This window comes from Streptomyces sp. NBC_00223 (genome assembly GCF_036199905.1).
In the GTDB taxonomy this organism is placed as follows: domain Bacteria; phylum Actinomycetota; class Actinomycetes; order Streptomycetales; family Streptomycetaceae; genus Actinacidiphila.
In genome coordinates, this window is sequence record NZ_CP108109.1 from 4873264 (window position 1) to 4897297 (window position 24034).

Genomic DNA, 24034 nt, shown 5'->3' on the forward strand with positions numbered 1-24034 from the left:
GGGCGACGGGCGTACCCTCGACGGCACAGCCGCACTGCCCCCGGAAGCCGTCGCACGGCACCGCGGACAGCGTCGTACGAACCAGGGAAGCAAGGAGTGGACACCGTGCCCGAGCTGAGGTCACGTACGGTCACCCACGGCCGCAACATGGCGGGCGCACGCGCGCTCATGCGCGCCTCCGGCGTCGCGAACGAGGACATCGGCAAGCCGATCGTCGCGGTCGCCAACAGCTTCACCGAGTTCGTACCCGGACACACCCACCTCCAGCCGGTCGGCCGGATCGTCTCCGAGGCGATCAAGGCGGCGGGCGCGGTGCCGCGCGAGTTCAACACGATCGCGGTCGACGACGGCATCGCGATGGGCCACGGCGGCATGCTCTACTCCCTGCCGTCCCGCGACCTGATCGCCGACTCGGTCGAGTACATGGTCGAGGCGCACTGCGCGGACGCGCTGATCTGCATCTCCAACTGCGACAAGATCACCCCCGGCATGCTGATGGCCGCGCTGCGGCTGAACATCCCGACGGTCTTCGTCTCCGGCGGCCCGATGGAGGCCGGCCGGGCCACCCTGGTCGACGGCACGGTCCGCAAGCTCGACCTGATCAACGCGATCTCCGACGCGGTCAACGAGAGCGTCTCCGACGAGGACATCCTCCGGATCGAGGAGAACGCCTGCCCGACCTGCGGCTCGTGTTCCGGCATGTTCACCGCCAACTCGATGAACTGCCTCACCGAGGCGATCGGCCTGGCCCTGCCCGGCAACGGCTCGGTGCTGGCCACGCACACCGCCCGCAGGGCGCTGTACGAGCGGGCCGGCGCCACCGTCGTGGACCTCGCCAAGCGGTACTACGAGCAGGACGACGACTCCGTGCTGCCGCGCAGCATCGCCACCGAGGCGGCCTTCGAGAACGCCATGGCCCTGGACATCTCCATGGGCGGCTCCACCAACACGATCCTGCACCTGCTGGCCGCAGCCCAGGAGGCCGAGGTGCCGTACGGCCTCGCCGAGATGGACGCGGTCTCCCGCCGGGTGCCGTGCCTGGCCAAGGTCGCCCCGAACGTGGCGCCGGGCGGCACGTACTACATGGAGGACGTGCACCGGGCCGGCGGCATCCCCGCGATCCTCGGCGAGCTGTACCGCGGCGGGCTGCTCAACGAGGACGTGCACACCGTCCACTCGCCGTCCATCAAGCAGTGGCTGGACACCTGGGACGTCCGCGGCGGCTCCCCGTCCGAGGAGGCCGTCGAGCTGTGGCACGCGGCTCCCGGGTGCGTGCGGTCGGCCGAGGCGTTCTCGCAGTCCGAGCGGTGGGACACCCTCGACACGGACGCGGCCGGCGGCTGCATCCGCGACGTCGAGCACGCGTACTCCAAGGACGGCGGGCTGGCCGTGCTCCGCGGCAACCTCGCGGTGGACGGCGCGGTCGTGAAGACCGCGGGCGTCGACGAGTCGGTCTGGACCTTCGAGGGCCCGGCGGTCGTCTGCGAGTCCCAGGAGGAGGCCGTCGACAAGATCCTCCGCAAGGAGGTCACCCACGGTGATGTCGTCGTCATCCGCTACGAGGGGCCGCGCGGCGGGCCGGGCATGCAGGAGATGCTCTACCCGACGTCGTTCCTCAAGGGCCGCGGCCTCGGCAAGTCCTGCGCGCTGATCACCGACGGCCGCTTCTCCGGCGGGACCTCGGGTCTCTCCATCGGGCACGCCTCGCCCGAGGCGGCCTCGGGCGGCACGATCGCCCTGGTCGAGGACGGCGACCGGATCCGGATCGACATCCCGAACCGCACGATGGAACTCCTCGTCCCCGACGAGGAACTGGCCACCCGCCGCGCGGCCCTGAACGGCGTCTACGCCCCGAAGGCCCGCGAGCGCAAGGTCTCCGCCGCGCTGCGGGCCTACGCCGCCATGGCCACGAGCGCGGACCGCGGCGCGGTCCGCGACATCACCAAACTCGAATCCTGACCCGGTTCCACGGTGTACGTCAGAGGTGATCGATCTCCGTCAGATCGACGGAGATCGGGTACGGCACCTCGACCTTGAGCTGTCCCCGATGGATCCCGGTGAGCGCGTACACCCTGCTCGCCGGGTCCAGCTCGTACACATAGACCACCAGCCGACGGTCCTTGGCGTCCGCCCGCTCCACCCGCCAGTAGTGCGCGATGCCCGCCGCCGCGTACTTGTGCGGCTTGGTGTCCCGGTCACGTGACTCCGACTCCGGCGACACCACCTCAACGGCGAGCAGCACATTCGCGGCGTCGTACAGCGTCTGACCGGGGCCGCGGACCGAACCCGCCCTGACGACGATCACGTCCGGCTCGGGCACGTTGCGGTCGTCGATCACGACGCACATCTGCCGACGCACGCGCAGGTGGTCCGGCAGGCCGTCGCGCAGCCCGCGCTCGACAAGACACCCGCCGACGGAGTGGAACACCTGCTGCGGACAGGGGAACACGAGGCTGCCGTCGATCAGTTGTGTATGCGGCGGCAGGTCGAGCCGGTACAGGTCGGCCAGTCGATAGCCCCGCTACGGCGGCACGGGCCACCGGGAGCCGTCCGGCTGGGCGTACAGCGGCGGCTCGTCCCGATCGACGGCCTCGGCGGTCGCGTCTTCTCCCACGGTCCGGGAGTCTGACCGGGCTCCTGCGCGGGTCAGGGCGTATCGCGCCGCTGATCACCCTATTGAGTGATGCTGCTGCTGGACGGCTACCGGCAGACACCGAGTCGGTGCGGCGCCGTCCACAGGTACGGCGGGCCTAGGCGTGCGGGTGGGTGAGCGCGAGCAGGGTGGCGTGGGTTTCGGGGTCGGACGCGGCCAGGATGCCGTGGGCGTTCGGGCCGATGGGGGCGCCGTTGATGCCGGTGATCACGCAGCCCGCCGCCCGGCACAGGGCGATGCCGGCGGCGAAGTGCACGCTTCGGGAGAAGTCGTCGCCGTCGGTGACGTAGGCCGCGCGCTTGCCCGCCGCGACCCAGGCCAGCGCGAGCGTCGTGGACACGACGCGCGGCCGGAACCGTTCGACGAACGCGGGGTGCCCCAGCAGGTCCGTGGCCCGGAACGCGGGCGCGCTCGGAAACGGCGGATCCAGGTTGACGTCCACGAGCCGCGACGCCGCCGTCGGCGCCAGCGGTGTGTCCGTCCCGTCCCGGCGCACCCACGCGGCCTTCCCGTCCGTGCAGAAGACCTCGCCGCTGAAGGGGTCGGCCACCGCCGCGGGCCCGCCGGCCAGCGCCACGTTCACGGCCACGAGCATGTTGCCGACGGCGTAGTTGAGCGTGCCGCACAGGGGATCGACCAACCACTGGCGTGAGGCGTCGGCGGCACCCCGCTGCCCGCCCTCCTCGCCGAGCACCGCGTCATCGGGCCGCGCGGCGCGGATGACACCGAGGATCGCCTTCTCGGCCGCCACATCGGCCTCGGTGGCGAAGTCGCCGCCGCCCTTGTCGATCCGGGTGAGCCGCCGCCCGTACAGCTCGCGTACCACCTCCGCGCCGGCCTGGGCGGCGGCTGTCGCGACCTCGACGTCCTCAGGGCTCGCGTATGCGTCGGTCATGACTCGCACAGTAACGGCGAGCCGAAGCGATCAAGGCACTACGATCTGCATCCTCGCCGACCGCTGGAGTTCGTCCCCATGTCATTACCGCGCCTCGGAGTTGTCATCGTCACGATGGGCAACCGCCCGAGGGAGCTGGAGGCGCTGCTCGCCTCCGTGGAGAAGCAGGACGTGCCCGCGGCGCGCGTGGTGCTGGTGGGCAACGCGACACCGCTCACGATCTCGCCTGGCGCGCGCTCGACGCCGGATGGAAGATCCGCTACGAACCCGAGCTGGTCCTCCAGCATCCGAAGACCTCTCCCGCCCGGCACGCCGGCCACTACCGGTTCACCGCCCGGAACCGGGTCTGGCTGGCCCACCGCCGACTGCCGCTGCCGCTGATCCCCGTCTATCTCGGCGTGTGGATCGTGCTCGCCATGGCGCGGGTGCGGTCCCTGACGGGGCTGAGAGCGTGGTGGGGTGGCTTCTTCGAGGGCGCGCGGAAGCCGTGCGGCCCGCGTCGGCCGATGAAGTGGCGCACGGTGTGGCACATGACCCGGCTGGGCCGCCCGCCGATCCTCTGAGGCGCGCGGGCCGGACCACGCCCGGACCGTCCGAAGCGTCCTGGGGGCCATGCCCCCACCGTCCGCCGAACCGCCGCGCGATGTCCTCCCGGGCCGCACCCCGGAGGTCCGGGAGCGTTAGGGTGGAGTCTTCCCGCGACCAGCCCCGGAGGTGCCTGTCCGGATGTCCGACAGCTTCGTCCACCTGCACAATCACACCCAGTTCTCGCTTCTGGACGGTGCCCAGAAGCTGCCCATCCTCTTCAAGAAGATCGAGGAGGAGGGCATGCCCGCGGTCGCGATGAGCGACCACGGAAACATGTTCGGCGCCTACGAGTTCTTCCAGGTGGCGAAGAAGACCCCGGTCAAACCGATCATCGGCATCGAGGCGTATCTCGCCCCCGAGTCGCGGCGCTACAAGAAGCCCGTCTTCTGGGGCCCGGGCGGACAGCGGGCCGTCGGGGACGACGGCGAGGGCAGCAAGGACGTCAGCGGCGGCGGCCGCTTCACCCACATGACGATGTGGGCCGAGAACCCCGACGGGCTGCGCAACCTCTTCCGGCTCTCCTCGCTCGCCTCCTACGAGGGCTACTACAGCAAGCCCCGCATGGACAAGGAGCTGATCTCCGAGCACGCCGGCGGCATCATCGCCACCACCGGCTGCCCCTCGGGCGAGGTGCAGACCCGGCTCCGGCTGAACCAGTACGACGAGGCCCTGAAGGCCGCCGCCGAGTACCAGGACATCTTCGGCAAGGAGAACTACTTCCTTGAGCTGATGGACCACGGCCTGGACCTGGAGCGCAACGTCCGCGAGAACCTGATGCGGATCGCCAAGCAGCTCGGCATCCCCCCGCTGGTCACCAACGACTCGCACTACGTGCACGAGAGCGAGTCCGACGCCCACGACACCCTGCTGTGCATCGGCGTGGGCAAGAACAAGGACGACCCCAACCGCTTCCGGTTCAACGGCTCGGGCTACTACATCAAGACCGCCGCCGAGATGCGCCGGCTCTTCTCCGAACTGCCCGAGGGCTGCGACAACACCCTGCTGATCGCCGAGCGTATCCAGCCGTACGACGAGGTCTTCTCCTACGTCGACCAGATGCCGCAGTTCGACGTCCCCGAGGGCGAGACGCAGGAGTCCTGGCTGCGCAAGGAGTGCATGATCGGCCTGGAGCGGCGCTACGGCACCCCGCTCCCGGACGAGGTGATCGAGCGCTTCGAGATCGAGATGAAGGTCATCGGTCCGATGGGCTTCTCGTCGTACTTCCTCGTGGTCGCCGACATCTGCAAGTACGCGCGCGACAACGGCGTACCCGTCGGCCCCGGCCGCGGCTCGGCGACCGGCTCGCTGGTCGCCTACGCCACCCGTATCACCGAGCTGGACCCGCTGGAGCACGGTCTGCTCTTCGAGCGGTTCCTCAACCCCGAGCGGATCAGCCCCCCCGACGTCGACCTCGACTTCGACGACCGCCAGCGCGACCGGATGGTCCGCTACGTCACCGAGAAGTACGGCGAGGAGTACACCGCCCAGGTCAACACCTTCGGCACCATCAAGGCCAAGGCCGCGATCAAGGACTCCTCCCGGGTGCTGGGCTACCCCTTCTCGATGGGCGACCGGATCACCAAGGCGCTGCCGCCCGACGTGATGGGCAAGGGCATCCCGCTCGACGGCATCTTCGACTCCGGGCACCCCCGCTACGGCGAGGCGGGCGAGGTCCGGCAGATGTACGAGAACGAGCCGGACGTCAAGAAGGTCATCGACACCGCGAAGGGCATCGAGGGCCTGGTCCGCACCACCGGCGTGCACGCCTGCGCGGTCATCCTGTCCAAGACCCCACTGCTCGACCTGATCCCGCTGCACCGGCGGGACAAGGACGGCGTGATCATCACCGGCTTCGACTACCCCAGTTGCGAAGCCATGGGCATGATCAAGATGGACTTCCTGGGCCTGCGCAACCTGGGCATCATCGACCACGCGATGAAGGTCATCAAGGACAACCGCGGCATCGAGCTGACCACCGAGTCCATTCCGCTGGACGACACCAAGACCTACGAGCTGCTGGCCCGCGGTGACACCCTGGGCGTCTTCCAGCTCGACGGCGGGCCCATGCGGCAGCTGCTGAAGCTGATGGAGCCCACCCGATTCGAGGACATCGCCGCGGTGCTGGCCCTCTACCGGCCCGGCCCGATGGCGGCCAACGCGCACACCAACTACGCCCACCGCAAGAACGGCCGCCAGGCCATCGAGCCGATCCACCCCGAGCTCAAGGACCCGCTGGAGCCAATCCTCGGTACGACCTTCCATCTGCTGGTCTACCAAGAGCAGATCATGGCCATCGCCCGCCAGCTGGCCGGCTACACCCTCGGCGGCGCCGACGTGCTGCGCCGCGCGATGGGCAAGAAGAAGCCGGCCGAACTGGCCGCGCAGTGGCAGAAGTTCCACGACGGCATGCTGGGCAACAACTACTCGGAGGAGGCCATCAAGGCCCTCTGGGACGTCATGCTCCCGTTCTCCGGCTACGCGTTCAACAAGTCCCACACCGCCGGCTACGGGCTCGTCTCCTACTGGACGGCGTACCTCAAGGCGAACTACCCCGCCGAGTACATGGCCGCCCTGCTCACCTCCGTGGACGACGACAAGGACAAGGCGGCCGTCTATCTGGCCGACGCCCGCAAGCTCGGCATCAAGGTGCTGCCGCCGGACGTGAACGAGTCGGTGGCCGACTTCACCGCCGTCGGCGAGGACGTGCGCTTCGGTCTGAAGTCCGTCCGGAACGTGGGCACCAGCGTCATCGAGTCGATGGTCCAGAGCCGCAAGTCCAAGGGCAAGTACGCGTCCTTCACCGACTTCCTGCAGAAGTCCGAGATCAACGCGCTCAACAAGCGTGCCGTGGAATCCCTGATCAAGGCCGGCGCCTTCGACAGCCTCGGCCACACCAGGATGGGTCTGTCCGCCGCCCACGACACCGCGATCGACGCGATCATCCCGGTGAAGAAGGCCGAGGCGTACGGGCAGGACGACCTCTTCGGCTCGCTCGACGGCGGCGGCGACGCGGCGGCGCCGGGCTTCGGCCTGGACGTCGCCATCGGCGAGGGCGAGTGGCCGCGCAAGCAACTCCTCGCCATCGAACGGGAGATGCTCGGCCTGTATGTCTCCGCGCACCCGCTGGACGGCGCCGAGCACATCCTGACCCGCAACCGGGACACCTCCATCGCGGAGCTGCTCGGCTCGGGCCAGACCCAGGGCGTGGTCAAGCTCTCCGGCCTGATCACCGGGGTCGAGCGGCGGATGACCAAGCAGGGCAACGCCTGGGCGATCGTCTACCTCTCCGACCGTGACGCGTCGATCGAGGTGTGCTTCTTCCCGGCCTCGTACCAGCTGGTGCAGCACGCCCTGCTCGAAGACAGCGTGGTCGCGGTCACCGGGCGGATCAACGACCGCGACGGCTCGATCAACATCGCCGGTCAGGAACTGCTCGAACTGGACATCTCCTCGGCGGAGCACGGCGGCCGGCCCCCCGTGCAGCTCTTCATGCGGTCCCACAGGCTCAACCAGCCCGCGGTCGCCGAACTCAAGCGCATCCTGGCCTCGCACCCCGGTGAGAGCCCGGTCCGGGTACGAGTGCGCGGCCCGCAGAAGACGACCGTGTACGAGCTGGGCTTCCTGGTCAACCACGAGACGATCGCCTCGGAGATCAAGGGCAGCTTCGGCGCGGAGTCCTGGCTCGGCCTGGTCTGACCCGAGAACCCGACGATGTCCCCGCGCCCGGGCGCGGGGACATCGTGCTGTCCGGCGGGGTGCGTCTGCTCTTTACGGGTCAGCCGTGCCGCCCGCCCGGGCCGGCCCCCTCAGTCCCGGGCCGCCGCCACCGACCCGACCACACCCACGACCGCCGCGACCAGTGCCGCGTGCCACAGGCCGGTCAGGATCGTGCTGAAGAAGCCCTGGCTGGTCAGCACCTGCCGCAGCACCAGGTCCGTGAAGAACATCAGCCCGGCCGGCACCACCGCCACCTGCCAGGGGTGCGACCGCGCCCAGCGGCGGATGCGGTGATCCCGCCGCGAGCCCCGGGAGTTGTAGCCGAGGACGGCGCCCGAGCCGCCCACGCAGAAGAAGAGCAGCGCGGCCACGGACAGCGAGCCGGTCAGGATGCCGAGCCCGAAGTGGCCGTGCACCAGATGCAGCGCCAGCGACACTCCGCCGCCGAGCGCGCCGACGACGGCGGCCGGCCGCCACGGTCCGAGGGTCGCCGAAGCCACGGCGAGCTGCCGCTTGTCGGTGCCGGAAACAGCGATTTCACGGGATGAACGCCTCATACCGCAACGGTCACACCCACCGCCGTCGGAACGCCATAGGGGATGACCCTGACCCGCCCCTCACCACTCGCTCCGGGATGTTGACGCGTACCCACCCGCGGGTGTTTATTCATCATATGATGAATAATGCCTCCGGGCCCGCGGTCGAGGCGGCCGGCCTCCGGGTCGTACGCGGCGGCCGTACGGTGCTCGACGACCTCGCCTTCACCGTCCCCCGAGCCCGTATCACCGGCCTCCTCGGGCCCAGCGGCTGCGGAAAGTCCACCCTCATGCGGGCGGTCGTCGGCTCGCAGGCCCATGTCAGCGGCACCCTCGACGTCCTCGGCCGGCCCGCGGGCCACCGTGAACTGCGCCCCCGCGTCGGCTACGTCACCCAGTCGCCCTCCGTCTACGGCGACCTCACCGCCCGGCAGAACCTCGACTACTACGCCGCCGTACTCGGCATCCCCCGCCGCGACCGCGCCGACAGTGTCGCCGCGACCCTGCACGACGTGGACCTCGTCTCCCACGCCGACGTGCTCGCCGGCTCGCTCTCCGGCGGTCAGCGCGGGCGGGTCTCCCTCGCCGTCGCCCTGCTCGGCGCGCCCGAACTCCTCGTCCTGGACGAGCCGACCGTCGGCCTCGACCCCGTGCTGCGCCGCGATCTGTGGCAGCTCTTCCACCGCCTCGCCGAGGAACGCGGCACCACGCTGCTGGTCTCCTCCCACGTCATGGACGAGGCCGAACGCTGCCACCGCCTGCTCCTGTTGCGCGACGGACGCCTCCTCGCCGACGACACCCCCGACGACCTGCGCACCCGTACCGGCGCCGCCACCGTGGAGGACGCCTTCCTGCACCTCGTGGACCAGGCGGACCAGGCAGAACAGGCGGAACAGGCGGAACGGGCCGAACGGGCCGAACAAGCCGGTCGGTCCGGTCAGGCCGGTCAGTCCGAGGAAGGAACCTCCCGATGAACCTCGACCGCACCCTCGCCACCGCCCGCCGCGTCCTGCGCCAGCTCCGCCACGACCCGCGCACGATCGCCCTGATGCTCGTCGTCCCCTGCGTCCTGCTGACCCTGCTCAAGTACGTGTTCGACGACAGCCCCCGTACCTTCGACTCCGCGGGCGCCTCGCTGCTGGGGATCTTCCCGCTCGTCACGATGTTCCTGGTCACGTCCATCGCCACCCTGCGCGAACGCACCTCGGGCACCCTGGAACGCCTGCTCAGCATGCCGCTGGCCAAGGCCGATCTGCTCGCCGGGTACGCCCTCGCCTTCGGGACCGTCGCCATCGCCCAGGCCGCCCTCGCCACCGGTCTGAGCGTCCTGGTCCTCGGCCTCGACGTCGCGGGCTCCGCCTGGCTGCTGCTCCTGGTCTGCCTCGCCGACGCCTTCCTCGGCATCGCCCTCGGCCTGTTCGTCAGCGCCTTCGCGGCCAGCGAGTTCCAGGCCGTGCAGTTCATGCCCGCAGTGGTGCTCCCGCAGACCCTGCTCTGCGGACTGTTCGTCCCGCGCGGCTCGATGCAGCCGGTCCTCAGCGGACTGTCCGACGTGCTGCCGATGTCGTACGCCGTGGACGGCATGAGCCAGGTCGTCCGGCACACCGGCGTGACCGGCGACTTCGTCCGCGACCTGGCCGTCGTCGCGGGCTGCGCGCTGCTCGCGCTGGGCCTGGGAGCCGCGACCCTGCGGCGCCGTACGGCCTGAGGCGGGGGCCGGCCCGGGGTACGGGGGTGCGTTCGGCGTCGGCCCGGCGCGCCCGTATCGGCAGGCGGACGCGGCACCGCCGGACGGCCAGCCCCTGCGAGGATGACCGCCAACGCCCTCCGTCCCGCAAGAGGTGAGCCGCCATGAGCCAGCAGCAGAAAGTCGCCGTCCTCGGCACCGGGAAGATCGGCGAGGCCCTGCTCTCCGGCATGATCCGGGCCGGCTGGGCCCCCGCCGACCTCCTCGTCACCGCCCGCCGCCCGGAACGCGCCGCCGAACTGCGCGACCGCTACGGCGTCGAGGCCGTCACCAACGCCGAGGCCGCCAAGAGCGCCGACACCCTGATCCTCGCGGTCAAGCCGCAGGACATGGGCACCCTCCTGGACGAACTCGCGCCCCACCTCGGCGCCGACCGGCTCGTCATCAGCGCCGCCGCCGGTATCCCGACCGGCTTCTTCGAAGACCGCCTCGCCGACGGCATCGCGGTGGTCCGGGTCATGCCGAACACCCCCGTCCTGGTGGACGAGGGCATGTCCGTCATCTCCGCCGGACAGCACGCGGACGAGACCCACCTCGTGCGCACGGAGGCGATCTTCCAGCCGGTCGGCAAGACCCTCCGGGTGCCCGAGAAGCAGCAGGACGCCGCCACCGCGCTGTCCGGCTCCGGGCCCGCGTACTTCTACTACCTGGTCGAGGCCATGACCGACGCCGGCATCCTGCTCGGCCTGCCGCGCGCCCAGGCCCACGACCTCATCGTCCAGTCCGCGATCGGCGCCGCCGTGATGCTCCGCGACAGCGGCGAACACCCGGTCAAGCTGCGCGAGGCCGTCACCTCCCCGGCCGGCACCACCATCAGCGCCATCCGCGAACTGGAGAACCACGGCGTCCGCGCGGCCCTGATCGCCGCACTGGAGGCCGCCCGCGACCGCAGCCGCGAGCTGGCCTCCGGCAAGTAGACCCTCCGGCAGCAGCCCCTTCGGCGAGTCCCCGGCGGGCAGCCCCCGCCGGGGGGCCGCCTCACGCAGGCGGCAGCAGCCCGATCGCCCGGTAGGCCGCGTCCACGGTCGGCCGGGCGAGGGCCCGGGCCCGCGCCGCCCCCTCCCGCAGCACCCCGTCCAGGTATCCCTGGTCCGCGCTGATCTCCGCGTGCCGGGTACGCAGCGGCCGCAGCAGCTCCACCACCGCCTCCGCCGTGTCCTGCTTGAGCACACCGCTCCCGTCGTAGGACTCCGCGAGCACGGCCGGCTCCTTGCCTGTACAGGCGGACAGGATCTCCAGCAGATTCGCCACCCCGGGCCGCGCCTGCCGGTCGTACGAGACCCCCGGCTCGCTGTCGGTCACCGCCCGCCGCACCTTCTTCGTGATCACCTCGGGCTCGTCGAGCAGATAGATGATCCCGGAGGTCGCGTCGTGCGACTTGCCCATCTTCGTGGTGGGGTCCTGCAGATCCATCACCCGCGCGGCCACCGCGGGAAGGGTGGCCCTCGGGATCACGAAGGTGTGCCCGTAGCGCTGGTTGAACCGCTCGGCCAGATCCCGGGTCAGCTCCACATGCTGGGCCTGGTCGTCGCCGACCGGCACCTCGGTGGCGCCGTACGCCAGGATGTCCGCCGCCATCAGCACGGGGTACGTCAGCAGCGACAGCCGTACGCTCTGCCCGGCGGCCTGGGCCCGCGCCGACTTCTCCTTGTACTGGATCATCCGCCGCATCTCCCCGTCGGACGCCACGCACTCCAGCACGTAACTCAGCCGCGCGTGCTCGTCCACATGGCTCTGCACGAACACCGAGCACACCTGAGGGTCGAGCCCGGCCGCGAGCATCACACTCGCCGCCTGCCGACTCAGCCGGCGAACCCGCGCGGGGTCGTGCTCGACGGTGAGCGCGTGCAGATCCACCACGCAGAAGTACGCCTCCGCCCGGTGCTGGTCCTCTTCGACCCAGCGCCGGAGCGCCCCGAGGTAGTTCCCCAGGGTCAGATGCCCGGTGGGTTTGATACCGCTCAAGATGCGGGCGTTGCTGCTCATCGCTGCTGTCTCCTGTGTCTCGCCGGAGACCGCCGCGCTCCACGGCCGGGGACAACGCAAACGGCCGCCGAAGGCGGCGGCCGTGTGGATGCATACGTCAGTCCGGGCCGCCTCTAGGCGGCCCACCACTGGGTGCTGCGCGTATGCGTGGTCATGGCAGCGAGGGTAGCGCGCCCGCCGGGGGAACGGGAGAGCCGACGCCGAGTTGACACGCCCATGCGGTGTGCGTAACGTACCCCGGGCTGTCCGACGTGAGCGCCGACTCCGGTCGGTCCCCGGGCAGCCATTCCGCAAGCTATCTCTTGGACGTCGACGGCGTGCCGTCGTGTGCGTCCTCGTGTGTGCTTTTGGAATGGGGAATGCGGAACGGAAAGCGGCCGATTTGGTTCGGCCGGTGGAGTTCGGCTAATGTTTCACTCGTCGGAACGGCCGAAGGGCCGGAAAGACAAGCCCCGCTGACTGGGGGTCAGGCACTGGAAAGCGTCTGATAGAGTCGGAGACACAACGAAGGGAAAGCCCGGAAGGGCCGGTGAAACGGTCCTGATGGCAGCTTCCGTTCCTTGAGAACTCAACAGCGTGCCAAAAGTCAACGCCAGATATGTTGATACCCCGTCCCTGGTTTACTGGGGATGAGGTTCCTTTGAAGAAAAAACACAGCGAGGACGCTGAGCATCCGGGGATTATTCCTCCCTGTGGTGCCGCTCTTTCGTGTGTGACCGGGATATCCCGGAAGCATTCACGGAGAGTTTGATCCTGGCTCAGGACGAACGCTGGCGGCGTGCTTAACACATGCAAGTCGAACGGTGAAGCCTTTCGGGGTGGATCAGTGGCGAACGGGTGAGTAACACGTGGGCAATCTGCCCTGCACTCTGGGACAAGCCCTGGAAACGGGGTCTAATACCGGATATGACCTGCTCTCGCATGGGGGTGGGTGGAAAGCTTCGGCGGTGCAGGATGAGCCCGCGGCCTATCAGCTTGTTGGTGGGGTGATGGCCTACCAAGGCGACGACGGGTAGCCGGCCTGAGAGGGCGACCGGCCACACTGGGACTGAGACACGGCCCAGACTCCTACGGGAGGCAGCAGTGGGGAATATTGCACAATGGGCGGAAGCCTGATGCAGCGACGCCGCGTGAGGGATGACGGCCTTCGGGTTGTAAACCTCTTTCAGCAGGGAAGAAGCGCAAGTGACGGTACCTGCAGAAGAAGCACCGGCTAACTACGTGCCAGCAGCCGCGGTAATACGTAGGGTGCGAGCGTTGTCCGGAATTATTGGGCGTAAAGAGCTCGTAGGCGGCTTGTCGCGTCGGATGTGAAAGCCCGGGGCTTAACTCCGGGTCTGCATTCGATACGGGCAGGCTAGAGTTCGGTAGGGGAGATCGGAATTCCTGGTGTAGCGGTGAAATGCGCAGATATCAGGAGGAACACCGGTGGCGAAGGCGGATCTCTGGGCCGATACTGACGCTGAGGAGCGAAAGCGTGGGGAGCGAACAGGATTAGATACCCTGGTAGTCCACGCCGTAAACGTTGGGAACTAGGTGTGGGCGACATTCCACGTCGTCCGTGCCGCAGCTAACGCATTAAGTTCCCCGCCTGGGGAGTACGGCCGCAAGGCTAAAACTCAAAGGAATTGACGGGGGCCCGCACAAGCAGCGGAGCATGTGGCTTAATTCGACGCAACGCGAAGAACCTTACCAAGGCTTGACATACACCAGAAACATCCAGAGATGGGTGCCCCCTTGTGGCTGGTGTACAGGTGGTGCATGGCTGTCGTCAGCTCGTGTCGTGAGATGTTGGGTTAAGTCCCGCAACGAGCGCAACCCCTGTTCTGTGTTGCCAGCATGCCTTTCGGGGTGATGGGGACTCACAGGAGACCGCCGGGGTCAACTCGGAGGAAGGTGGGGACGACGTCAAGTCATCATGCCCCTTATGTCTTGGGCTGCACACGTGCTACAATGGCCGGTACAATGAGCTGCGATACCGTGAGGTGGAGCGAATCTCAAAAAGCCGGTCTCAGTTCGGATTGGGGTCTGCAACTCGACCCCATGAAGTCGGAGTTGCTAGTAATCGCAGATCAGCATTGCTGCGGTGAATACGTTCCCGGGCCTTGTACACACCGCCCGTCACGTCACGAAAGTCGGTAACACCCGAAGCCGGTGGCCCAACCTCTTGTGGGAGGGAGTCGTCGAAGGTGGGACTGGCGATTGGGACGAAGTCGTAACAAGGTAGCCGTACCGGAAGGTGCGGCTGGATCACCTCCTTTCTAAGGAGCATCTTGGCTGCCGCAGGGCAGTCCAGGGCCAGTTCATCGGCGAGTGTCCGGTGCTGGTTGCTCATGGGTGGAACGTTGACTATTCGGCACGGCTCTGTGGGGTCACTAGTACTGCTTCGGCGTGGAACGTGAGTGTGGAGGGCCGGGTTGGGCGCGCTGTTGGGTTCTCAGGGAATGGTTTCGTGTTTCCTTGAGTGTTGGTTGTTTGAGAACTGCATAGTGGACGCGAGCATCTGTGGCCAAGTTTTTAAGGGCGCACGGTGGATGCCTTGGCACCAGGAACCGATGAAGGACGTGGGAGGCCACGATAGGCCCCGGGGAGCTGTCAACCGAGCTTTGATCCGGGGGTGTCCGAATGGGGAAACCCGGCAGTCGTCATGGGCTGTCACCCATGCCTGAACACATAGGGCATGTGGAGGGAACGCGGGGAAGTGAAACATCTCAGTACCCGCAGGAAGAGAAAACAACCGTGATTCCGGGAGTAGTGGCGAGCGAAACCGGATGAGGCCAAACCGTTTACGTGTGATACCCGGCAGGGGTTGCGTGGGCGGGGTTGTGGGATCGTACTTTCATTGTCTGCCGGCAGTGAGGCGAGTCAGAAACCGTATGGGTAGGCGAAGGACATGCGAAAGGTCCGGCGTAGAGGGTAAGACCCCCGTAGCTGAAATCTGTACGGCTTGCTTGTACGACACCCAAGTAGCACAGGGCCCGAGAAATCCTGTGTGAATCTGGCGGGACCACCCGTTAAGCCTAAATATTCCCTGGTGACCGATAGCGGATAGTACCGTGAGGGAATGGTGAAAAGTACCGCGGGAGCGGAGTGAAATAGTACCTGAAACCGTGTGCCTACAAGCCGTGGGAGCGTCGCAGTGCGTGCTTGCACGTTGCTGTCGTGACTGCGTGCCTTTTGAAGAATGAGCCTGCGAGTTTGCGGTGTGTTGCGAGGTTAACCCGTGTGGGGTAGCCGTAGCGAAAGCGAGTCCGAATAGGGCGGTTGAGTAGCACGCTCAAGACCCGAAGCGGAGTGATCTAGCCATGGGCAGGTTGAAGCGGCTGTAAGAGGTCGTGGAGGACCGAACCCACCAGGGTTGAAAACCTGGGGGATGACCTGTGGTTAGGGGTGAAAGGCCAATCAAACTCCGTGATAGCTGGTTCTCCCCGAAATGCATTTAGGTGCAGCGTCGTGTGTTTCTTGCCGGAGGTAGAGCACTGGATAGGCGATGGGCCCTGCCGGGTTACTGACCTTAGCCAAACTCCGAATGCCGGTAAGTGAGAGCGCGGCAGTGAGACTGTGGGGGATAAGCTCCATGGTCGAGAGGGAAACAGCCCAGAGCATCGACTAAGGCCCCTAAGCGTACGCTAAGTGGGAAAGGATGTGGAGTCGCAGAGACAACCAGGAGGTTGGCTTAGAAGCAGCCATCCTTGAAAGAGTGCGTAATAGCTCACTGGTCAAGTGATTCCGCGCCGACAATGTAGCGGGGCTCAAGCGTACCGCCGAAGTCGTGTCATTGCAGCATGTACTCCCAACGGAGGCTGTGATGGGTAGGGGAGCGTCGTGTGCCGGGTGAAGCTGCGCCGGAAGGCAGTGGTGGACGGTTCACGAGTGAGAATGCAGGCATGAGTAGCGATACAAGAGTGGGAAACTCTTGCGCCGATTGACTAAGGGTTCCTGGGTCAAGCTGATCTGCCCAGGGTAAGTCGGGACCTAAGGCGAGGCCGACAGGCGTAGTCGATGGACAACCGGTTGATATTCCGGTACCTGCTTTGAAACGCCCAGTATCGAGCCCATTAATGCTAAGGCCGTGAAGCCGCCTTTGATCTCTTCGGAGTGATGGGGAGTGGTGGAGCCGCTGAACCGAGGTGGTAGTAGGTAAGCGATGGGGTGACGCAGGAAGGTAGTCCAGCCCGGGCGGTGGTTGTCCCGGGGTAAGGGTGTAGGGCGTGTGGTAGGTAAATCCGTCACACTTGTGCCTGAGACCTGATGCCGAGCCGATTGTGGTGAAGTGGATGATCCTATGCTGTCGAGAAAAGCCTCTAGCGAGTTTCATGGCGGCCCGTACCCTAAACCGACTCAGGTGGTCAGGTAGAGAATACCGAGGCGTTCGGGTGAACTATGGTTAAGGAACTCGGCAAAATGCCCCCGTAACTTCGGGAGAAGGGGGGCCACGTCTGGTGAGCACACTTGCTGTGTGAGCTGGGTGTGGCCGCAGAGACCAGCGAGAAGCGACTGTTTACTAAAAACACAGGTCCGTGCGAAGCCGTAAGGCGATGTATACGGACTGACGCCTGCCCGGTGCTGGAACGTTAAGGGGACCGGTTAGTCACATTTCGGTGTGGCGAAGCTGAGAACTTAAGCGCCAGTAAACGGCGGTGGTAACTATAACCATCCTAAGGTAGCGAAATTCCTTGTCGGGTAAGTTCCGACCTGCACGAATGGCGTAACGACTTCTCGACTGTCTCAACCATAGGCCCGGTGAAATTGCATTACGAGTAAAGATGCTCGTTTCGCGCAGCAGGACGGAAAGACCCCGGGACCTTTACTATAGCTTGATATTGGTGTTCGGTTCGGCTTGTGTAGGATAGGTGGGAGACTTTGATATCGCGGCGCCAGCCGTGGTGGAGTCGTCGTTGAAATACCACTCTGGTCGTGCTGGATGTCTAACCTCGGTCCGTGATCCGGATCAGGGACAGTGTCTGGTGGGTAGTTTAACTGGGGCGGTTGCCTCCTAAAGGGTAACGGAGGCGCCCAAAGGTTCCCTCAGCCTGGTTGGCAATCAGGTGTTGAGTGTAAGTGCACAAGGGAGCTTGACTGTGAGACTGACGGGTCGAGCAGGTACGAAAGTAGGGACTAGTGATCCGGCGGTGGCTTGTGGAAGCGCCGTCGCTCAACGGATAAAAGGTACCCCGGGGATAACAGGCTGATCTTCCCCAAGAGTCCATATCGACGGGATGGTTTGGCACCTCGATGTCGGCTCGTCGCATCCTGGGGCTGGAGTCGGTCCCAAGGGTTGGGCTGTTCGCCCATTAAAGCGGTACGCGAGCTGGGTTTAGAACGTCGTGAGACAGTTCGGTCCCTATCCGCTGTGCGCGTTGGAGTCTTGAGAAGGGCTGTCCCTAGTACGAGAGGACCGGGACGGACGAACCTCTGGTGTGCCAGTTGTCCTGCCAAGGGCATGGCTGGTTGGCTACGTTCGGGAGGGATAACCGCTGAAAGCATCTAAGCGGGAAGCCTGCTTCGAGATGAGGGCTCCCACCCACTTGATGGGGTAAGGCTCCCAGTAGACGACTGGGTTGATAGGCCGGATGTGGAAGCCCTGTAAGGGGTGGAGCTGACCGGTACTAATAGGCCGAGGGCTTGTCCTCAGTTGCTCGCGTCCACTGTGTGGTTCTGAAACAATCAGCCATCACACACATTCCCATATTCGGGGTGTGTGGTGTGTGTTTCATGGTGTTTCGGTGGTCATAGCGTTAGGGAAACGCCCGGTTACATTCCGAACCCGGAAGCTAAGCCTTTCAGCGCCGATGGTACTGCAGGGGGGACCCTGTGGGAGAGTAGGACACCGCCGAACAATTATTGATTGCCTCAACCCCCGAGCTGATGCCCGGGGGTTGAGGCATTTTTGCGTTGTGTACCGTACTCGTGTGCGGTACGAACTGGTCATCTTCGACAACGACGGCGTCCTCGTCGACAGCGAGCCGATCTCCAACCAGATCCTGGCCGACTGTCTGACCGAGGTCGGCCACCCCACGACCTATGAGGACTCGATCCGCGACTTCATGGGCGCCGCCGTCCACCGTGTCCATGACGTCGTCCTGGAGCGGTCGGGGCAGACGCTGCCCGAGGGCTTCAACGACGCTTTTCACGCACGGGTGTTCGCGGCCTTCGAGCGTGAGCTGAAGCCGGTGGACGGCGTGGACGTCGTCCTGGAGAAGCTGGCCGCGAGCGGGGTGCCGTACTGCCTGGCGTCGTCCGGGAACCACGACCGGATTCGGGTGGCGCTGCGGACGACCGGGCTCTACGACAGGTTCGACGAGAGCCGGATCTTCTCCTCCCAGGATGTGGGCCGGGGCAAGCCGGCGCCGGACCTTTTCCTGCACGCCGCGCGGACCATGGGCGTCGCGCCCGAGCGGTGCGCGGTGGTGGAGGACAGCCCGCTGGGCGTCCAGGCGGCACGGGCGGCCGGGATGGATGTCTACGGATTCACCGCGATGACCCCGGCGGCCAAGCTGGCGGCCGCCACCGCGCTCTTCGGCAGCATGACCGAGCTGCCCGATCTGCTGTTCCGGGCCGACGGGGACCTGGCAGACCGTCCGGGGACGCCCGGCTCATAGCCGCCCACGACAGCCGCCGACGGAGCAAAGCTGACCCGGCTCGTCCCTGATCGCGATTGTGACTGGCGGGGACCTACTCATCCGTAGCTTCCGCGCCTACGCTGCTCGCTCATGGACGACGCTCACCCGGCGACCCGCCCGCGCTCTCTGCGGTACGGCCGCGCCGCCCTCGCGGTCAGCTTCTTCGCGCAGGGAGCGCTCTTCGCGCTGCTCGTGACCCGTATCCCGGCGATCCAGGACCGCTACGGCATCGGCGACGGGCTGCTTCCGGTCTTCCTGGCCGCCGTGCCGATCCTGGCCGGGGCCGGCAGCGTCGTCACCGAGCACCTGGTCAAGCGGGTGCGGCCGAGCGTCGTACTGCGCTGGACACAGCCGGTGGTGGGGCTGGTGCTGGTCGGCCTGGGGGCCGGGAACCGGCTGTGGGTGGCGGCGGTCATGCTGGCGCTGTTCGGGGTGTGCGTCGGCGGGCTTGACGCGTCGATGAACATGCTCGGGGTGAGCCTCCAGCGGGCCTACGGGCAGAGCATCATGCTCGGCTTCCACGCCGCCTACAGCCTCGGCGGGATCGTCGGTGCCTCGCTGGCGTGGTCGGGGGCGCACTGGCACATCTCGCTCTTCGCCCTCTACGGGCCCGCGGTCGCCGCCCTCATCCCCCTGACGCTGGCGGCCAGCCGCTGGTACACCGACCAGGAGCGGACTCCGGCCGGGCAGCCGAGGGAGACCCAGCCGGTCGTGATGCGGCTGCTGATGCCGCTCTGCCTGGTGATGGCCTTCGCGTACATCGGGGACTCGACGGTCTCCAACTGGAGCGCGAAGTACCTGGAGGACACGCTGCACAGCTCCGAGCAGCTGTCGACCGTGCCCTACGCCGTCTACATGGTGACGACGCTCATCGGACGCTCGGTGGGGGACTTCGGGGTGCGGCGGTTCGGCGCCGCGGCGGTCGTACGGCTGGGGACGGTGGTCGCGATGGCCGGGTTCGCGGTGGTCGCGACGGCGCCGGGGGCCTGGTTCGGCATGCTCGGATTCACTCTGCTGGGGCTCGGGCTGTGTGTGATCGTGCCGCAGACCTTCGCGGCGGCCGGGCGGCTCTTCCCGGGGGCGTCGGACTCGGCGATCGCCCGGCTGAACATCTTCAACTACGTGGGCTTCCTCGTCGGTTCGCCGCTGGTGGGGGCCCTCGGGGACGCCTGGAGCTACCGGGGGGCGATGGTCGTCCCGATGGTGCTGGTGGGCGCGACGCTGCTGTACGCCAAGTCCTTCGAGGCGGGGCCCGGCGGGTACGGTGTCGGTCATGAGCGGCCGCGCACAGCTGATGTGGGATGAGCAGGTAACCAAGTACGACTTCGGGTCCAGACACCCGATGGACCCGGTGCGGCTGGAGCTGACCCGGAGCCTGATCCGGGCCTTCGGGCTCGACGGCGCGCTCTCGGTGGTCGCGGCCCCGCCGGCCGGGGACTCGACCCTGGCCCTGGTGCACCGGGCGGACTATCTGGCCGCGGTACGGCAGGCGTCGCAGCACCCGCGCGCCGCGGACACGGCGTACGGGATCGGCACCGAGGACAATCCGGCCTTCGCCGGGATGCACGAGGTCTCGGCGCTGATCGCCGGTCAGTCGGTGGCCGCGGCCGAGGCGGTGTGGCGGGGGGACGTCTCGCACGCGGTGAACTTCGCGGGCGGGCTGCACCACGCGATGCCCGCCGCCGCCGCGGGGTTCTGCGTCTACAACGACGCGGCGCTCGCCGTGGCACGGCTGCTGGAGCTGGGGGCCGAACGGGTGGTGTACGTCGATGTGGACGTGCACCACGGCGACGGCGTGCAGACGGCCTTCTGGGACGACCCCCGGGTGCTGACGATCTCCCTGCACGAACACCCGGGGACGCTCTTCCCCTACACAGGCTGGCCGGAGGAGACGGGCGGGCCCGCGGCGGAGGGCGGCGCCGTCAACATCGCGCTGCCCGCCGGCACCGGGGACGCGGGGTGGCTGCGGGCCTTCCACGCGGTGGTGCCGGAGCTGGTCGCGGCCTTCCGGCCGCAGGTCCTGGTCAGCCAGCACGGGGCCGACACCCACTTCGAGGACCCGCTCGGCCACTTCGCGGTGTCGCTGGACTCGCAGCGGCTGGTGGCGGAGACGTGCCACACGCTGGCCCACGAGCACGCGGAGGGCCGCTGGCTTGCCCTCGGCGGTGGCGGCTACGCGGTCACCGACGTCGTACCGCGCACCTGGACCCACCTGGTCGCCATCGCGGCCGGGGTGCCGGTGGCGCCGGAGACGCTGATCCCCGAGGAGTGGCGGCACCAGGTCTACGCCAGGACCCGGGCGACGGCTCCGCTGCGCATGACGGACGGGCGTACGCCGGTCTGGGCCGGTTTCGACGACGCCGGGTACGACCCCGCGGACCGGATCGACCAGGCCATCCTCGCGACCCGCCGGGCCGCCTTCCCGCTGCACGGCCTCCTGCCGTAGCCCCGGCGGGGGCGTACTCGTACGGGCCGGGGGCGCGCACACCGCGTACACACCGCGTACACAGCGCGTACGACCCGCGTACCCGCCCGTCCAGGAGGTCCCGGCAGTCCCGGCGGAGTGAATTCCGCCGGTTCGGCCCCCGCTTCCGGAAGATCCCCGCAAGGATCACCTCCGTGCTAAGCGTCAGCGCCCTCCGCGCCCACCTCGTAGCCGCCAGGCTCGCCGGCCCCGTCTCCACGTCCCGCGAGCACAGCCTGCGCAGCTACCGCGCGTTCGCCGCCCGCGACCCCCGCCAGACCCTCGGCCTGGACCCGGAGGGCACCTGGACCCCCGCCGAGCTGCTGCGGCTCATGGCCGACCGCTGCGGGGTCTCCCCGGACCCGGCCCAGACGTCGGGGCAGGACGTCATCGATCCGGACTGCACGGTGGCCGCGCTGGACGCCTTCGCGGAACGCCTGGCCCGGGCGGCGCACGACCGTATTCCTGTCCTCTTGGGCACAGGACATCCACACCGTCTCCTCGGTTTCTACGCATCTTTGGCCGCCGCTCTGTCGGCGGCGGGCTGCGCTGTCCTCACACCGTCGTACGGCCGCTGTATGGACATGCCCACTCAGTTCGGCGTACGTCGACACCATCTCAGGTACGTCGGCGGGGTCGCGGTCGTCCGGCAGGTGGGGGCCGAAGGGGGTCCCCGCAGCGCGGAGGAGAGCACCGAACTGGGGGCTCACACCCACTCGCCGCTGCCGGTCAGGGCGGCGCTGGGAGCCGCCGCGGAGCAGGGCGGAGTGCTGCCGAAACTGGTCGTCGGAGATCATGGATTCGTCTGCGGAGCAGGTCAGTTGGGGATTGAGGCCATCGGTCTGGCGGACTCCGACGACCCCGCCGTCTTCGTCGCGGAGGCCGAGGGAAGGGTCTCGGTGGCGGTGCCCCTGGACGACACCGTGCGGTCCGATTACTACCGGCCACTGACCCGGTATGTACTCCATCAGGCGTGGCTCGCACAGTAATGAACCGTTCGCAACTCCTCTTCCCCACTTGCATCATGCGCCCCTAATCTGTGGGGGAGCGCACATGCCTGTTTGGAGTCGCCGGAGGGGAAGCCGGTGGCCGTCATGTGCGGAAGGTTCAGGTGTGTCATGTCCGTAACTGAAAGTCGGCCTCTCAACGAGGTCGTATTCCTTACCGTCGCCGAAGTGGCGGCGGTGATGCGAGTGTCGAAGATGACGGTGTACCGGCTGGTGCACAGCGGTCATCTGCCGGCGATTCGCGTGGGTCGGTCCTTCCGGGTTCCGGAGCAGGCCGTCCACGACTACCTCCGCGAGTCCTACGTGGGGGTGGAATCTGCCTGAGAAGGCCCGCTCCAAAGGCCCGGTAACGGGCTGGTGACCGACAGCGTGGGCCTCGGTTACGCTCGTCCGCTCCGGGCGGGTAGGCTTGGCCGACGTAGGTCGTGTGGGCTCGGACGCCCCGCACCGAGTGAAACCGAAGCGAGGGTAGTCGTGGGCTCTGTCATCAAGAAGCGGCGCAAGCGTATGGCCAAGAAGAAGCACCGCAAGCTTCTGAAGCGGACGCGAGTTCAGCGCCGTAACAAGAAGTAAGCGAGCTGTACGCCGCTCTCCCTGCCCCCTTCCTCCGACTCAGGTCGGACGAAGGGGGCAGTGGCGTTTCCGGGGTACGTTTTCCGGGGCGCGCGCCCCGGACCCGGCGGCCCCTGACGGCGGGCGTTTCGTCATCGCGGCGCAACACCGTAGAGGTACGGTGACCGCGTCCCCCCGAGGAAGGCGCTGAACGTGGGCAAGGTGGTCCTGGTCACGGGCGCGGCGCGGCAGCTCGTCGGCCGCTATGTCCGGCGGGTGCAGCGGGAGCCCGAGGTCGGGCGGGTGATCGCGGTCGACGCGGTGCCGCCGGAGCACGACCTGGGCGACGCGGAGTTCGTCCGCGCGGACATCAGACAGCCGCTGATCGGCAAGGTGCTCGCGCAGCACTCCGTCGACACGGTGGTCCATCTCGACGTCAGCGGCACCACCCCGGGCACCGGCGGCCGTACGCAGGCCAAGGAGACCAACGTCATCGGCACGATGCAGCTGCTCGGCGCGTGCCAGAAGGCGCCCACCGTACGGCGGCTGGTGGTGAAGTCGACCACCAGCGTCTACGGTTCGGCGCCGCGCGACCCCGCGGTGCTCACCGAGACGACCCCGGTGAAGTCCCTGCCCAGCGGCGGTTTCGCGAAGGACGCGGTCGAGGTCGAGGGCTATGTGCGCGGCTTCGCGCGGCGGCGGCCGGATGTCGCGGTCGCGGTGCTGCGGTTCGCCAACATCCTCGGGCCGCGCGCGGACACCCCGCTCGTGGAGTACTTCGACCTGCCGGTGCTGCCGACGGTCTTCGGCTACGACCCCCGGCTGCAGTTCGTCCACGAGGACGACGTGGTCGAGGTGCTGGTCGTCGCGTCGACCGAGGCCCGGCGCGGAACGCTGAACAGCGGCACGTTCAACATCGCGGGCGACGGTGTGCTGTTGCTGTCGCAGAGCGCCCGGCGGCTGGGCAAGCCGACCGTGCCCGTACTGCTGCCGGCCGTCACCTGGGTCGGGCAACTGCTGCGCACGGCGGGCGTCACGGACTTCTCCCGGGAGCAGATCCGGCTGCTCACGCACGGCAGGGTGGTGGACACCCGCCAGATGCGTGAGACGCTCGGATTCACGCCGGAGTACACCACGGCGGAGACCTTTCACGACTTCGCCCGCAGCCGCGGCCCCGGGCTGCTGCCGCTGGCCCGGATGGGCCGGGCCGTGGACCGGCTCGCGGCGCTGGTGCCGCACGACGGTGACGCGGGAGAGCGCGGGTGA

Annotated in this window: 16 protein-coding genes, 3 rRNA genes and 1 pseudogene; 16 read left to right on the plus strand and 4 right to left on the minus strand. The window is 67.6% G+C overall.

Translation table 11 applies throughout. From position 1 onward, the window contains the following. Positions 1-105: 105 nt before the first annotated feature. Positions 106-1959: a dihydroxy-acid dehydratase gene (gene ilvD, locus OHA30_RS20600; protein WP_328915339.1), complete on the plus strand. Its 1854-nt coding sequence runs from the start codon at positions 106-108 to the stop codon at positions 1957-1959. A gap of 19 nt (positions 1960-1978) precedes the next feature. On the opposite strand, the gene OHA30_RS20605 is transcribed toward ilvD, so the two are convergent. Further along, on the minus strand, positions 1979-2509 hold the full coding sequence (locus tag OHA30_RS20605; protein WP_328917923.1) for a Uma2 family endonuclease: 531 nt from the start codon (positions 2507-2509) through the stop codon (positions 1979-1981). Between the two features lie 241 nt (positions 2510-2750). Beyond that, positions 2751-3548 carry an inositol monophosphatase family protein gene (locus OHA30_RS20610; RefSeq protein WP_328915340.1) on the minus strand — a complete coding sequence of 266 codons (798 nt, stop codon included), beginning with the start codon at positions 3546-3548 and terminating at the stop codon, positions 2751-2753. A 218-nt stretch (positions 3549-3766) separates the two neighbouring features. Here OHA30_RS20610 and OHA30_RS20615 point away from each other — a divergent pair. Both OHA30_RS20615 and dnaE read left to right on the plus strand, forming a co-directional pair. Further along, positions 3767-4111: pseudogene (locus OHA30_RS20615) on the plus strand (glycosyltransferase family 2 protein); the annotation flags it as partial. Positions 4112-4274: 163 nt separating this feature from the next. Further along, on the plus strand, positions 4275-7832 hold the full coding sequence (gene dnaE / locus OHA30_RS20620) for a DNA polymerase III subunit alpha (RefSeq protein WP_328915341.1): 3558 nt from the start codon (positions 4275-4277) through the stop codon (positions 7830-7832). Positions 7833-7942: 110 nt separating this feature from the next. Here the strand turns inward: dnaE and OHA30_RS20625 are convergent, their stop codons facing one another. Continuing rightward, entirely contained in the window at positions 7943-8410 is a 468-nt protein-coding gene (locus OHA30_RS20625) for a hypothetical protein (RefSeq protein ID WP_328915342.1), read from the minus strand. Between the two features lie 116 nt (positions 8411-8526). On the opposite strand from OHA30_RS20625, the gene OHA30_RS20630 reads away from it, so the two are divergent. The 3 genes from OHA30_RS20630 (at position 8527) to proC (ending at position 11053) form a co-directional block, all read left to right on the plus strand. Beyond that, the gene (locus tag OHA30_RS20630; protein WP_328915343.1) at positions 8527-9363 is read left to right on the plus strand and encodes an ABC transporter ATP-binding protein; all 837 of its coding nucleotides are present in this window, start codon (positions 8527-8529) and stop codon (positions 9361-9363) included. Continuing rightward, positions 9360-10097 carry an ABC transporter permease gene (locus OHA30_RS20635; protein WP_328915344.1) on the plus strand — a complete coding sequence of 246 codons (738 nt, stop codon included), beginning with the start codon at positions 9360-9362 and terminating at the stop codon, positions 10095-10097. The genes OHA30_RS20630 and OHA30_RS20635 overlap by 4 nt, the downstream gene beginning before the upstream one ends. 143 nt (positions 10098-10240) lie before the next feature. Beyond that, positions 10241-11053 carry a pyrroline-5-carboxylate reductase gene (proC, locus tag OHA30_RS20640; protein ID WP_328915345.1) on the plus strand — a complete coding sequence of 271 codons (813 nt, stop codon included), beginning with the start codon at positions 10241-10243 and terminating at the stop codon, positions 11051-11053. 61 nt (positions 11054-11114) lie between these two features. Here the strand turns inward: proC and trpS are convergent, their stop codons facing one another. Beyond that, positions 11115-12122 carry a tryptophan--tRNA ligase gene (gene trpS / locus OHA30_RS20645; protein WP_328915346.1) on the minus strand — a complete coding sequence of 336 codons (1008 nt, stop codon included), beginning with the start codon at positions 12120-12122 and terminating at the stop codon, positions 11115-11117. A gap of 735 nt (positions 12123-12857) precedes the next feature. Here trpS and OHA30_RS20650 point away from each other — a divergent pair. The 10 genes from OHA30_RS20650 (at position 12858) to OHA30_RS20695 (ending at position 24034) form a co-directional block, all read left to right on the plus strand. Beyond that, positions 12858-14383 (plus strand): 16S ribosomal RNA (locus OHA30_RS20650). A gap of 246 nt (positions 14384-14629) precedes the next feature. After that, a 23S ribosomal RNA gene (locus OHA30_RS20655) occupies positions 14630-17755 on the plus strand. A gap of 89 nt (positions 17756-17844) precedes the next feature. Then, a 5S ribosomal RNA gene (gene rrf / locus OHA30_RS20660) occupies positions 17845-17961 on the plus strand. Together the 16S, 23S and 5S rRNA genes form the textbook arrangement of a ribosomal RNA operon. A gap of 73 nt (positions 17962-18034) precedes the next feature. After that, on the plus strand, positions 18035-18724 hold the full coding sequence (locus OHA30_RS20665; RefSeq protein WP_328915347.1) for an HAD family hydrolase: 690 nt from the start codon (positions 18035-18037) through the stop codon (positions 18722-18724). Positions 18725-18835: 111 nt separating this feature from the next. After that, a complete protein-coding gene (locus tag OHA30_RS20670; RefSeq protein WP_328915348.1) occupies positions 18836-20050 on the plus strand; it encodes an MFS transporter in 1215 nt (404 codons plus the stop codon). Beyond that, entirely contained in the window at positions 20019-21191 is a 1173-nt protein-coding gene (locus OHA30_RS20675) for an acetoin utilization protein AcuC (RefSeq protein ID WP_328915349.1), read from the plus strand. Before OHA30_RS20670 ends, OHA30_RS20675 begins: the two co-directional genes overlap by 32 nt. A gap of 173 nt (positions 21192-21364) precedes the next feature. Next, on the plus strand, positions 21365-22198 hold the full coding sequence (locus tag OHA30_RS20680) for a phosphatase (RefSeq protein WP_328915350.1): 834 nt from the start codon (positions 21365-21367) through the stop codon (positions 22196-22198). A gap of 129 nt (positions 22199-22327) precedes the next feature. Then, positions 22328-22540 (plus strand): helix-turn-helix domain-containing protein, encoded by a 213-nt coding sequence (locus tag OHA30_RS20685; RefSeq protein ID WP_328915351.1) that lies wholly within the window; start codon positions 22328-22330, stop codon positions 22538-22540. A 150-nt stretch (positions 22541-22690) separates the two neighbouring features. After that, positions 22691-22789, plus strand: a complete 99-nt coding sequence (locus tag OHA30_RS20690) for a 30S ribosomal protein bS22 (protein ID WP_003948845.1) — start codon at positions 22691-22693, stop codon at positions 22787-22789. 192 nt (positions 22790-22981) lie between these two features. Next, the gene (locus OHA30_RS20695) at positions 22982-24034 is read left to right on the plus strand and encodes an NAD-dependent epimerase/dehydratase family protein (protein ID WP_328915352.1); all 1053 of its coding nucleotides are present in this window, start codon (positions 22982-22984) and stop codon (positions 24032-24034) included.

What these genes read in the sequence shown, in the direction of transcription:
- OHA30_RS20610 (WP_328915340.1), bottom strand. Translation starts at nt 3,548, where the DNA reads ATGACCGACGCATACGCGAGCCCTGAGGACGTCGAGGTCGCGACAGCC.
- dnaE (WP_328915341.1), top strand. Translation starts at nt 4,275, where the DNA reads ATGTCCGACAGCTTCGTCCACCTGCACAATCACACCCAGTTCTCGCTT.
- OHA30_RS20625 (WP_328915342.1), bottom strand. Translation starts at nt 8,410, where the DNA reads ATGAGGCGTTCATCCCGTGAAATCGCTGTTTCCGGCACCGACAAGCGG.
- OHA30_RS20630 (WP_328915343.1), top strand. Translation starts at nt 8,527, where the DNA reads ATGATGAATAATGCCTCCGGGCCCGCGGTCGAGGCGGCCGGCCTCCGG.
- OHA30_RS20635 (WP_328915344.1), top strand. Translation starts at nt 9,360, where the DNA reads ATGAACCTCGACCGCACCCTCGCCACCGCCCGCCGCGTCCTGCGCCAG.
- proC (WP_328915345.1), top strand. Translation starts at nt 10,241, where the DNA reads ATGAGCCAGCAGCAGAAAGTCGCCGTCCTCGGCACCGGGAAGATCGGC.
- trpS (WP_328915346.1), bottom strand. Translation starts at nt 12,122, where the DNA reads ATGAGCAGCAACGCCCGCATCTTGAGCGGTATCAAACCCACCGGGCAT.
- OHA30_RS20670 (WP_328915348.1), top strand. Translation starts at nt 18,836, where the DNA reads ATGGACGACGCTCACCCGGCGACCCGCCCGCGCTCTCTGCGGTACGGC.
- OHA30_RS20675 (WP_328915349.1), top strand. Translation starts at nt 20,019, where the DNA reads ATGAGCGGCCGCGCACAGCTGATGTGGGATGAGCAGGTAACCAAGTAC.
- OHA30_RS20685 (WP_328915351.1), top strand. Translation starts at nt 22,328, where the DNA reads ATGTCCGTAACTGAAAGTCGGCCTCTCAACGAGGTCGTATTCCTTACC.